The following is a 12,575-nucleotide window of genomic DNA, read 5'->3' on the forward strand; positions in this document are numbered from 1 at the left end:
TTGATCCTTTCTCTTTCTGTAATTTTATTTATTTATTGCTGTGAAGGGATTAGATAGGGACGATAATATACTAATCGTAAAACTTCCAGCTAACGCCGAACCGCATGCCGGCAGGAGCCATCGGATAGCGCCTTACGGTGTAATACCCTCTTGAGAAGAGTCCCTGACTGGCATTATCATATCTCAGAAAGAAATTTGTTCTTTTTAAGGTTGCTGTCACCCAAGGATCCACAATCGGATAGCTAGAAAACTCAATTGGTGTAATCTCGTTCCCGTTTGCATCTACACCTCCATAATAGGGCCGATAAAATTGCCCTATGTTGATTGCATAAGCAGGCGCAACATAAGGGGTGTTAAAACGGATGTCAAAACCAATATTAAGATTGATTACTTTTACCAAAATGGTATTATAATAGAAGCTATGCCAAGTATAAAACTCCGGTGTCATCAATATATCGTTGTAATCTGATTTTTGGTATACAACGTAATTATCAAAATGCAATTTGTCAAAAAAAGTAAAATCCTTACCTAAGGTCAACTTCAATAAATTGATGGGCGATTCGTGTTGAGCCACTTCAATAACCCGTAACAATTCGGATCGATGATCCGGGTTGTCAACTTCTTTGTAATACGTATAGTTGTTTATTAAAAAGTACTCAGCTTTTGCTAAAAAACGAAAACGGGGATTTTCATAAGCAGCCGATAAGTTGGTTGTTTTGATTTTATCTAATCGATCATTATTGTCCCATTTGTGGTATGTATAGTTTACAGACTCTGCAAGGTATTCCGGTGATTGATTCTGAAAATACCCTGCGAGTACGAGTCGGCCAACGGTATTGTTATACAGAAGATTAGCTTGTGCTCCATAATGGAAATCCCCAAAATTCCGCCCGGTAATTATCTGTCTAAAGTCTGTCGTAATATTTACACGATCACTAAAGCGATACCCCAATCCAGCTTTTAAAGTAATGTTTTGAAAAGACATGTCCCGGTACCGATTGGAAGCAAGCGTATCCTGAACGCTTAACGAGTCTCGCCCTTGTTTATAAAACATAAGATCATGTTGCAACCCTAAATCGAGTTTTACCTCATTTTTAATAAATGAAACGGACTTTCCACGCAGCGAGAAACTATAAACAAAGTCATTGGTAATGGTTGTCAACATGGTCGAATCATTGGTTAAAACAGATTCACTAAAAGGCAATGCTCCATTAGGATCAGCTTCGTTCTTGAAGAACTTGTATTTCTTACTATTGAGTTTCAAACTATGTGCCACTGACATGGTTGGCAATACTTGTTGTTCTTGCGTTCCTTTATTAAGCGTATCGAGTCGACCAATAAACATGCTTTGTCGTAAAAAAAAGCTGTGATCTGTCCAGGTATTTCTCGGACGTTGTTCTCGTTGTTGACTTAAGCGTACCTCAAAGGATTCAGGATTCGAATTTTCCGGCTGTACCCGGAATATGCTATCGTTTAGAATTGAGCCATTCTCTGTAGCGACGAGCGTATTAAATATCAACGCTGATTGCAAGTTGTACCGCAGGTTAGGCGACTCATACCAAGTATAAATTGCAGGCTGTATATCGTTGTAACGCTGATTTTGATAAAATCCTCGTGCTAAAGATGCGTTAAAATTAGCGCCAACACTCCAATTTGGCTTGATATTCTGACCTATTTTTGCACTAAAAACCTGATCTCCGGTAACAAAATACAATTCGGAAAAGGGTGATCGCGCCCTGTAAAAGCGAATAGAATCAAGCGTCAAAAGATAGCGATCCATAGCGGTAAACCCCGTTCTGAAACCAATTTCTGTTGTAGGAGAAAACAGTAAATCACGCGTAGCTAACCCATAGTTCCCAAGATTCATTGTCGGACTTTTAGGCTTCGTTTGGGGATTGTAATATTGAAACCCCTTTAAGGTTGTATCCAGTGGAACCGTAAATGTCCCCTGTTTCAAACGATCTAAAGTTGTATACCGTATATAAGACGCATTGTAAATAATCGAGTCCTGTTGTGCCTCTTCCGCTCGACGAAGCGAATCCAAATCGGCGCCCCACTCCTCTTGCTCTTGAGCAAAGCTATGACCGGCGAAAAGACACAAAACAAAAAGGAAAAAACAGGCACGCAAATGCTTAATCATTCTGGCAAAGCTAGTAATTCTTTTAAAATTAACGTCATCTTTGGTTCTGCCGTTTTAGCTACCTCAATGATATCTTCGATTGATACGACTTCCAAATTTTCATGAAAACCCTCATCCGTAACTACCGATACAGCAAAAACCGGTAAGCCCATGTGATTAGCCACAATAACCTCCGGAACTGTACTCATTCCTACAATATCGCCACCTATTAGGCGCATATACTTATATTCAGCACGAGTTTCCAGATTAGGGCCAGCCGTAGAAACATAAACGCCTTTATGCACTCGGATGTTACTTTCCGCCGCAATATTTAACGCTTTTTGTATAAAATCTCTGTTATAGGGTTCGCTCATATCCGGAAAGCGAGGGCCAAGATCATCGTTATTCGGACCACGTAATGGACTTTCAGGCAACAAGCTAATATGATCATCAATAAAGACAAGATCACCTTTCTTTATCGCTGGATTTAATGATCCTGAGGCATTCGATACGAACAACTTTTGTATACCGAGCAGCTTTAGAACACGTACGGGGAATGTAATCTCTTGCATATTATAACCTTCATAATAATGAAGTCTACCCTGCATTGCTACTACCTTTTTACCGCTTAAGGTACCGAAAATCAATTTACCCGAATGGAATTCAAGGGTAGAAACAGGAAAGTTCGGAATATGAGCATACATAAGTTGGTGCTCAACCGCTATATCTTTCACGAGACCACCTAAACCGGTTCCTAAAATAATGCCCACTTCGGGTTTAAAATCTCCTATTCTTTGTTCAATATAAGTAACGGTTTCTCCTAATGATCTATACATATAATCACTTTTATCTTTTAAAAAGGGTTATTTACACCTGCTTGCCAAATACTTGATCTTTAATTAAGTTGTCGAAACTTGGTCCACTCGCATTATGGTGAAATTTCGTTTCTATCGGTATATAATGTAAAGGCAAATCTTCAATATGCGAGCGCAGTTCCGGATCTCGCAAACGCATGGCATCTTTCTCTGTCGTTACGATTAAACAATCGCCCAATGATTGCCAATACCTTTTTATCTTAAGTAAATCACCAGCTGTATAACGATGATGATCCGGAAATTCAATCATTTTCAATACGTTGCCTTTTGTTGTTAAATAATTGCAAAACGGTGTTGGATTGGCAATACCCGTCATTACTATTAGGCGGGCGTTTATTGGAAAAGACTCTTTTTCATCCGTCATCAAATTTACTAAATCGCCATATTCAATATAAGAGAAAAATGTGGGGAGTTCTCTTTCTAATTTTAGTAATTGTAGGCATCGCTGCCTATCCGTTTTTGAAAGTGCCTCCGGCGACTTAGTAATAACGATAATATCAGCGAAATTTCGTCGCATAAATAAATCTCTATAATTTCCGGCGGGGAGTACCCATTTGTTTTCCTGAAGGCTTTCAAAATCGAACAGTAAAATACTAATGCCTGGCTTTAGTCTTCTATGCTGAAAAGCATCGTCTAAAACAAAAATATCGTGGCTTGGCATCAGCTGTCTCAATCCCTCCACTCTATCCTCGCAAACAGCGACTGTAACGCATGGAAATTTTCTTTTAAATTGCAACGGCTCATCCCCTACTTTTTCAGCCGTACTGCCTCCCTGCACTTCGAGGTACCCGGTGCTTTTCCTTCCATAACCTCGACTTAGCGTCGCTATGCTTACACCGGCAAATAAACGCAAAAGGTATTCAGTCATCGGGCTTTTACCTGCCCCACCAAGTACTAAATTGCCAATAACAATGACCGGTTTATCAAAACCATAACTATTTGCGAAACCTCGGTCGTAAATAAAATGTCTGAAAAATAAGATAGCGCCATATAGCCAAGAGAACGGAAGTAATAAAAGGCGCAGTTTTTTCATCTGTTTTTTTCGATACCAAGTAACAAAGGTAATAAACAAACGGTTAAATACCGATTTCAATTGCAGAGCTATCGGGCTTTTGGTACCTTTGCCAAGTATCACACAAAATAAAAATATATTATGTTAAAAGGATTTTTTAGTGTCCCTACCCCTATAAACGAGCCGGTATATGCCTATGCTCCCGGAAGTAAGGAACGCGCTTTATTGCAAGAAGCCTTGCGTACTGCAAGATCGCAGGAGGCGGATATTCCCATGTTTATAGGTGGCCAAGAAATAAGGACTGGAAATAAGGGCGAGTTAAGACCTCCGCATGACCACAAACACTTATTGGGATATTATCATAAAGGCGGCAAGAACCACGTAACCGACGCCATTAACGCTGCTTTAGAAGCAAAGAAAAATTGGGAAGATTTGCCGTGGGAACATCGGGCTAGTATCTTCTTAAAAGCCGCCGATTTAATAGCCGGTAAATACCGTTACAAGCTAAATGCGGCCACTATGTTAGGGCAGTCAAAAAATGCATATCAGGCAGAAATCGATTCAGCTTGCGAAATCGTTGACTTTCTCCGATTTAATGTGAAATATATGAGCGAAATCTATTCGCAACAACCTCCTGTTTCTTCTGATGGCGTGTGGAATCGCGTAGAGCAACGGCCTTTGGAGGGATTTGTATTCGCATTAACTCCCTTTAACTTTACTGCAATAGCGGGAAACTTACCTAGCTGTGTTGCTATGATGGGAAATGTGGTTGTATGGAAACCTGCTGACACGCAAATCTATGCAGCTCATTTGTTAATGGAAGTTTTCCACGAGGCAGGCGTACCGGCAGGCGTTATCAATTTGATTTATGCACATGGGCCGGATGTAGGTGAGGTGGTCTTTAATCATCCGGACTTTGCCGGCATACACTTTACCGGATCTACTGCCGTTTTCCAAGAAATATGGAAAACGATTGGGACAAACATCCATAAATACAAAAGTTATCCACGTATAGTTGGTGAAACCGGTGGTAAAGATTTCATTTTAGTTCATCGATCGGCTGATATAAAAGCGGCGAACACCGCCATTGTTCGAGGGGCTTTCGAATATCAGGGCCAAAAATGTTCAGCGGCGTCACGCGTGTATATTCCACAGTCACTATGGCCTGCGCTTAAAGAATTAATGACGAAAGATATCAATTCCTTTAAGGTAGGACCTACTGAAGATTTTTCAAATTTCATCAACGCCGTTATTGACGAAAAGTCTTTCGATAAGCTTACAAGATACATTGATCAAGCAAAATCAGATGAAGATGCAGAGGTAATTATCGGTGGCGAGTACGATAAAAGCGTTGGCTATTTCATTCAACCTACGGTAATCCTTGCCAAAACACCGGATTATGTAACTTTAAAAGAAGAGTTGTTTGGCCCGGTACTTACTGTTTACGTCTATGAAGACGAAAAATGGGAAGATACCTTACGATTAATAGATCAAACTTCGATTTATGCCCTTACCGGTTCTGTTATAGCACAAGATCGTTATGCCATAGCGCAAGCCTCTGATGCATTAAAAAATGCCGCAGGCAACTTTTATATAAATGATAAATGTACGGGCGCTGTGGTTGGCCAACAACCTTTTGGAGGTGCAAGAGGTTCCGGTACGAACGACAAAGCAGGCTCAATGATCAATTTATTACGTTGGGTTTCTCCACGCACTATCAAAGAGTCATTTAACCCACCAACGGATTATCGTTATCCGTTTTTGGAACAGGAGTAAACTAAAAAAGAAGGGATCACTTTGCGCAAGTGATCTCTTCCTATTGTATGCTAAAAAGTTAAATACCTAATTCTACCTGAAAAACCCCTCCCCATCGATTTCCCTTACCATCAAGCGCAAAGACTCCCTGCTTAGTCTGATAATTCACATTCAGTTGAAATTTGATCCGATGTTGATGTAAGTATTTCGTTGCGCCTAATTCAATAATTTCGGTTTCTTGCTGGTAATCCCCGATGCTTGCCCCGGGTTCCAACCATGAATAGCGTCCAGCCAGCTCATAATTGCTCTTGAATAAATAGGATATTTGTTGATTGATACCTTGGCCGTTAAAAGCATAAGCCGATTCGCCTGCTTCATTATAAGTAATTGCTTTATCCACGGTACGCTTTATGTACTCGAACTGGTATGCCCAACCATTATATTTAAAAATAGCATCTGCGAAATAGGTTTGAAGGGTAACAGGTTCATATAGATAATACCCAATCTGCCCACCACTCCTCGTTGTACCCACATTTTTACTATAGCCACCGCCAAATGAAACCTTTGGCGTTCTTTCCCGCATCAAATCGCCTTCGGAATAGTCGCCGTCATCAGTGAATGCCCCTAAAGGTAATAGTTCCGCACGCCCCGTGTAAGCAAGCCCCTTGTCGGTATTATTGGCAACACGACCTTCGCCTGTGGTTATAGCACCTTTTAAATGATAGACTGCGGTTTCACCTATCTTATTTTTATAGTAAGCCTTTATGCCGAAGTCGCGATCGATATTCATCGCAGCATTTACGATTGACCGATCGGCAAATTGCAACTGACCTGACGAATTAACTCGCTGCCGATTGCCAGGCAATTTATTTAAGCCAAAAGCTATATAAAAATTAGGGGTAAAGTTATAAAAGACAACCGCGTCACGAACTATATTTGCAACACCTGTATCATCGAAGTCTTGATCTCCTCGAGTAAAGGCAAGCTGAATGGTGTAAGAGAATTTAGGTGAGTATAAATATCCATCCACTCGCATACGGAGGCGTCTAACCCTGGCATCAAATTCCCGAATACCAAGATTATCTCCATCAATTGTTGATGCACCTAATCGATTTTGCATTCTGAAGCGAAAATTCATGTAGATTGTAGAGTCACTAGACTTAAACTGCAATCCTTTAAAATTTTTTAATGTAGGAAACTCGTCTCTCTCCCGCTGTGCCAATACTTCATCTACACAGAAAGAGAATACCATAAAACACACAATACGTGATAGCCGAATTATTTTCATCTTTATATTAAATAATGGTTACGAAAATATAGACTATATGTTAAGAAAACGTTAACAATAGATTAAGTATTTTGCAAAATCCGATTTATTAATAGCAAAGTAATATACAAATTACTACTCAAGTCCGTAATTAGTGAAAGAAAATAACGAATAAGGTTTAAAAAGCTGTATTTTTGCTCGCGTAAATTTTTGATGTAGACATGACACAAATCGAACAAATAGCCCCGACAGTAACCATGCAATTACGCCAAGCGGTTCTCTATCCGGAAAGTTCGATTGAATCGATCATTCTGGATGAAGATGACCTGGGCATTCATTTTGGTTTATACGATAATAACGAACTTATCGCTGTCGTATCGTTATTTGTGAGAGGTGAGGAAGCGCAATTCCGAAAATTCGCAACGGATAGTAGATATCAAAATAAAGGCTACGGGTCGACCCTATTAAATCACATTTCTCAATATGCTTATCAACAAGGATCGAAGATCATTTGGTGTAATGCACGCATTTCGGCTGTTCCCTTTTATAAAAAGCATCATTTTGTTGAGATTGGCGAAATTTTTAGAAAGGGACAGATAGAATACCTAAGAATGGAAAAAGCGCTGACAGAGAATTAATTGTTTACGACAAGCTTGTAATAATCAACCGTATAGAAGATGACTAAGAAATTTTTATTAATGTTTGTTTTTTTTCTCTTTTCAGTCCATGCATTTGGACAGAAAATACTCGTATGGTGCCCACCGACAGCTGAAATTGGCACTGGCAACGACAAGTTACGGGGAATTAATTTAAATATTGTATTTTCTGATCTGAGAAAAATCACCGACACAACACGTGTGGAATGTTCATCACAGGACATAATAAATCATATAGCTCAAGGGATTATGACTTCTTACCCTAGTGCAATTATTAATATATTAGATACAACCCAGTTTCATTCACCTGCAGAAAAGAATAAGATTACTGTCCGAATTGCTATAACAGCATATCATTCGGCCTCAGGCACTGATGCATCATCAGCTATTGGTAATAGCGAAGGTGATTTCAGTTGGGGGGCCTTACCCAAAAACAAATGGAATTCCGTCGCTGGATTTCATGTTGTTATCGAAGACAATCGGACAGAAACTAGCAAAACACTTACACGGAATATTGCGAACATTGTTTCGAGACCCAATATTGGCGGATCACTTACGGCAAAAAAAGCACTTTTCGAAGCCTATAATGAAGCAAATAGGGAATTACTTTATTTTATCGAGAGTACAATTCAACCGAATTAGTTGCTTGATAATATTCTTTTTTCCTAGTCAATATCTTGTTATTATCGAAGACTTAACATGAAATGAAAGAGTTCAAGCAGTATTTTATTATTCCCGCAAACCCTGAGGAGGTTTATTTAGCATTGACTATGGAACAGGCTATTAGGTTATGGACTGGCGATGAAGTAAGCATGTCCAATACGCCGAACTCAGAATTTTCTCTTTGGGATGGTAGTATTACCGGAAAAAATTTGATTTTGGAAAAGGACAAAAAGTTAGTCCAACAGTGGTATTTTGGTGATCAAATGGAGCCATCCATCGTTACGATCAAGCTTCATCCCCATAAAAAGGGAACATCTCTCGAACTTCTTCATACAAATATTCCTGATACAGATTACCAAGACATTGTAGAAGGATGGCAACAAGTATATATGGCTTCTTTGATTGACTTTTTCGAAGGTGAATAAGCTTCATGTAATGACAACTTGTATTTGTACCTGCTATAACGGTCTGCCCCCCTTCACTTAGCGCTCCTTAATAAGAGTCATATAGCCATTTCCTAGAACATAGAACGGAAGGTCTATATTTTTTACGATAATGATACAGTATGGAGGAATACGTGTCTTGCTTTCGACGGCACGCTTTGTTTTGGGAAGGGATATAATAAGAAAGGCCGCCGTGCAATGCACGGCGGCCTTCTGTAAAGATCGGCACCGACCTACTCTCCCACATGTTACTGCAGTACCATCGGCTCTGGCGGGCTTAACTTCTCTGTTCGGGATGGGAAGAGGTGGACACCGCCGATATAGGCACCTGAATATCTTATCTGAGTTTTACGTTTTAAGTTATTCGTTTTAAGTTCCCATAACCTGCAACTTATAACCTATAACCTACAACTTATAACCCGGTCGACATATATAACGGAAGAAAAAAAACAGGAAGACAACAGCCTGCTGCGCTTGAGAAAGCTTCGGGCTATTAGTACGGCTCGGCTGTGGTATCTCTACCTTTACACCTGCCGCCTATCGACGTGGTAGTCTCCCACGGCCCTGTAAGGAAGTCTCATCTCGTGGCTAGTTTCGCACTTAGATGCTTTCAGCGCTTATCTATTCCCGGCATAGCTACTCTGCCGTACACCTGGCGGCATAACAGATTCACCAGCGGCCGGTCCAACCCGGTCCTCTCGTACTAAGGTCAGCCCCACTCAGACTTCCTGCGCCCACAACAGATAGGGACCGAACTGTCTCGCGACGTTCTGAACCCAGCTCGCGTGCCACTTTAATCGGCGAACAGCCGAACCCTTGGGACCTTCTCCAGCCCCAGGATGTGACGAGCCGACATCGAGGTGCCAAACCTCCCCGTCGATATGAGCTCTTGGGGGAGATCAGCCTGTTATCCCCAGAGTACCTTTTATCCTTTGAGCGATGGCCCTTCCATGCAGAACCACCGGATCACTATGTCCGTCTTTCGACCCTGTCCGACTTGTATGTCTCACAGTCAAGCAAGCTTTTGCCATTGCACTCCGCGTACGGTTACCAAGCGTACTGAGCTTACCTTTGAAAGCCTCCGTTACCTTTTTGGAGGCGACCACCCCAGTCAAACTACCCACCAAACAATGTCCCCCCCGGAGGGGGGTTAGGAACCGGATACAGAAAGGGCGGTATTTCAAGGACGATTCCGCGGATCCTGGCGAACCCGCTTCAATATCTCCCGCCTATCCTACACATCCTGCACCCAGTCCCAATGTTAAGCTATAGTGAAGGTTCATGGGGTCTTTCCGTCCCGTTGCGGGTAACCGGCGTCTTCACCGGTACCACAATTTCACCGAGCTCATGGCCGAGACAGCGCCCAGATCGTTACACCATTCGTGCAGGTCGGAACTTACCCGACAAGGAATTTCGCTACCTTAGGACCGTTATAGTTACGGCCGCCGTTTACCGGGGCTTCGATTCAATGCTTCACCCGAAGGTTGACATCCCCTCTTAACCTTCCGGCACCGGGCAGGTGTCAGGCCTTATACGTCATCTTTCGATTTGGCAAAGCCATATGTTTTTGTTAAACAGTCGCCTGGGCCTTTTCACTGCGGCTTCTCCGTCGCCGGAGGAAGCGCCCCTTCTCCCGAAGTTACAGGGCCATTTTGCCGAGTTCCTTAGCCATGATTCACTCGAGCACCTTGGGATTCTCTCCCCGACCACCTGTGTCGGTTTGCGGTACGGGTCTTATATGCCTGAAGCTTAGCGGCTTTTCTCGGGAGTATGGTTACCCGCGCTATCGGCGCCCCCGGAGGTTTGCCGTACTTTCGGCCTTCGGCACTCGACCCGGATTTGCCTGGGTCACGTTTACCTACGGCCTTCAACGCACTATTCCGTCAGTGCGCGGCGGTGTCACTCCTCCGTCCCCGCTTCGCAGCATACAAGAGTACGGGAATCTTTACCCGTTGGCCATCCGCTGCCCCTTTCGGGTTCGCGTTAGGTCCCGACTTACCCTGATCCGATTAGCGTTGATCAGGAAACCTTGGTCTTTCGGTGGGCGGGTTTCTCGCCCGCCTTATCGTTACTTATGCCTACATTTGCTTTTCCGGAACGTCCACGGATACTCACGTAACCGCTTCTCCCGCGCCGGAATGCTCCCCTACCGATATTTCTATCCCACGGCTTCGGTGGTACACTTAATGCCCGTTTATTATCCACGCCCGGCCGCTCGACTAGTGAGCTGTTACGCACTCTTTAAATGAATGGCTGCTTCCAAGCCAACATCCTAGCTGTCTGGGCAACCGGACCTCGTTAGTTCAACTTAGCGTACACTCGGGGACCTTAGCCGGTGGTCTGGGTTCTTTCCCTCTCGGCGCAGGACCTTAGCACCCTGCGCCTCACTGCGGACCATATCTCCCGGTATTCGGAGTTCGTCTGGATTTGGTAGGATGTGACTCCCCCGCACCCAATCGGTAGCTCTACCTCCGGAAGACTCAATGTCCACGCTGTTCCTAAAAACATTTCGGGGAGTACGAGCTATTTCCCAGTTTGATTGGCCTTTCACCCCTACCCACAGGTCATCCGGAAACTTTTCAACGTTTATCGGTTCGGTCCTCCAGTACGTGTTACCGCACCTTCAACCTGCCCATGGGTAGATCACAAGGTTTCGCGTCTACCTCCACTGACTGTACGCCCTGTTCAGACTCGCTTTCGCTTCGGCTGCGCGGCTTAACCGCTTAACCTCGCCAGTGAAGTGTAACTCGTAGGCTCATTATGCAAAAGGCACGCCGTCACCCCCATTGGGGCTCCGACAGTTTGTAAGCACACGGTTTCAGGTTCTCTTTCACTCCCCTGTTCGGGGTTCTTTTCACCTTTCCCTCACGGTACTGGTCCACTATCGGTCTCTCGGTAGTATTTAGCCTTGGCGGATGGTGCCGCCGGATTCCCACAGGGCGTCTCCGACCCCGCGGTACTCAGGAACTCACTAGGCCGGTCCTCATTGCGTGTACGCAGCTCTCATGCTCTACGGCGGGCCTTCCCAGACCCTTCCACTTCTTCCGACCGTGCCACATTGTGGTCCTACAACCCCGCATATGCCGTAACATATCCGGTTTGGGCTCTTTCCCTTTCGCTCGCCACTACTCAGGAAATCATTATTATTTTCTTTTCCTGCGCCTACTTAGATGTTTCAGTTCGGCGCGTTCGCGTTGTTAAACGGCATGTCTTCAACATGCCGGGTTTCCCCATTCGGAAATCGCCGGATCTCATCTCATTTGCAGATCCCCGGCGCTTATCGCAGCTTATCACGTCCTTCATCGCCTCCGAGAGCCTAGGCATCCCCCGTGTGCCCTTTCTTACTTTCTTCTCCCCGTACCCTTTTGCCGTACGGGGATGCTTTTGTGTCACGTCCCTTCCCCGTAGGAAAGAAACGTCTCTGCTGTTGTCTTCTCTTGTGTTTTTTCTTCCGATATGTCAAAGAACTTTTTTTTCAGATTAAAAGGTCAAAATCAAAAAGTAAAAACGACCGGCGTACCGCGTTTTTGAATTTTGAATTTTTACTTTTGAATTTGAAAAGCGTGGAGAATAACGGATTCGAACCGTTGACAGCACCCTGCATTATATCACTGCGGCCTGTCCCCGTGACCATCCTCCCTTTTCAGGTAGTCCCGAGCAGATTTGAACTGCTGACCCCTACATTATCAGTGTAGTGCTCTGACCAACTGAGCTACGGGACTGCTTCGCTTCCGCACCGGTGACCCCGAAGGGGCACTGTGGCACTTTCCTCTTTTTTCTCTCTC

General features: G+C 43.6%; 8 protein-coding genes, 2 tRNA genes and 2 rRNA genes. 4 read left to right on the plus strand and 8 right to left on the minus strand.

Annotated features, from left to right (window positions below):
* Positions 1–70: 70 nt before the first annotated feature.
* Genes FKG96_RS25335 through lpxK form a run of 3 tightly spaced genes read right to left on the minus strand, consistent with a single transcriptional unit; the run spans position 71 to position 4,027 of the window.
* A complete protein-coding gene (locus FKG96_RS25335) occupies positions 71–2,140 on the minus strand; it encodes a putative porin (RefSeq protein ID WP_130857880.1) in 2,070 nt (689 codons plus the stop codon).
* On the minus strand, positions 2,137–2,955 hold the full coding sequence (locus FKG96_RS25340; RefSeq protein WP_013663662.1) for a purine-nucleoside phosphorylase: 819 nt from the start codon (positions 2,953–2,955) through the stop codon (positions 2,137–2,139). Before FKG96_RS25340 ends, FKG96_RS25335 begins: the two co-directional genes overlap by 4 nt.
* A gap of 31 nt (positions 2,956–2,986) precedes the next feature.
* Complete coding sequence (gene lpxK / locus FKG96_RS25345) at positions 2,987–4,027, minus strand: tetraacyldisaccharide 4'-kinase (RefSeq protein ID WP_130857879.1); 1,041 nt, start codon at positions 4,025–4,027, stop codon at positions 2,987–2,989.
* Positions 4,028–4,147: 120 nt separating this feature from the next.
* On the opposite strand from lpxK, the gene pruA reads away from it, so the two are divergent.
* The gene (gene pruA / locus FKG96_RS25350) at positions 4,148–5,782 is read left to right on the plus strand and encodes an L-glutamate gamma-semialdehyde dehydrogenase (protein ID WP_149106267.1); all 1,635 of its coding nucleotides are present in this window, start codon (positions 4,148–4,150) and stop codon (positions 5,780–5,782) included.
* Positions 5,783–5,840: 58 nt separating this feature from the next.
* Here pruA and FKG96_RS25355 read toward each other — a convergent pair whose 3' ends face one another.
* Positions 5,841–7,049, minus strand: coding sequence for a porin (locus tag FKG96_RS25355; RefSeq protein ID WP_207303798.1), 1,209 nt, complete (start codon positions 7,047–7,049; stop codon positions 5,841–5,843).
* A 200-nt stretch (positions 7,050–7,249) separates the two neighbouring features.
* On the opposite strand from FKG96_RS25355, the gene FKG96_RS25360 reads away from it, so the two are divergent.
* From FKG96_RS25360 to FKG96_RS25370, 3 genes are all read left to right on the plus strand, one after another.
* Positions 7,250–7,666 carry a GNAT family N-acetyltransferase gene (locus FKG96_RS25360; RefSeq protein ID WP_013663666.1) on the plus strand — a complete coding sequence of 139 codons (417 nt, stop codon included), beginning with the start codon at positions 7,250–7,252 and terminating at the stop codon, positions 7,664–7,666.
* A gap of 39 nt (positions 7,667–7,705) precedes the next feature.
* Positions 7,706–8,326 carry a hypothetical protein gene (locus tag FKG96_RS25365; RefSeq protein WP_013663667.1) on the plus strand — a complete coding sequence of 207 codons (621 nt, stop codon included), beginning with the start codon at positions 7,706–7,708 and terminating at the stop codon, positions 8,324–8,326.
* Between the two features lie 62 nt (positions 8,327–8,388).
* Complete coding sequence (locus FKG96_RS25370; protein WP_013663668.1) at positions 8,389–8,772, plus strand: SRPBCC domain-containing protein; 384 nt, start codon at positions 8,389–8,391, stop codon at positions 8,770–8,772.
* Positions 8,773–9,010: 238 nt separating this feature from the next.
* On the opposite strand, the gene rrf is transcribed toward FKG96_RS25370, so the two are convergent.
* From rrf to FKG96_RS25390, 4 genes are all read right to left on the minus strand, one after another.
* A 5S ribosomal RNA gene (gene rrf / locus FKG96_RS25375) occupies positions 9,011–9,122 on the minus strand.
* A 142-nt stretch (positions 9,123–9,264) separates the two neighbouring features.
* Positions 9,265–12,141, minus strand: a 23S ribosomal RNA gene (locus FKG96_RS25380).
* 213 nt (positions 12,142–12,354) lie between these two features.
* Positions 12,355–12,429: transfer RNA gene (locus FKG96_RS25385), tRNA-Ile, on the minus strand.
* Between the two features lie 9 nt (positions 12,430–12,438).
* Positions 12,439–12,512 (minus strand) — tRNA-Ile (locus FKG96_RS25390).
* Between the last annotated feature and the right edge of the window lie 63 nt (positions 12,513–12,575).

Source organism: Olivibacter sp. LS-1, assembly GCF_008245145.1.
In the GTDB taxonomy this organism is placed as follows: Bacteria; Bacteroidota; Bacteroidia; order Sphingobacteriales; family Sphingobacteriaceae; genus Olivibacter; species Olivibacter oleidegradans.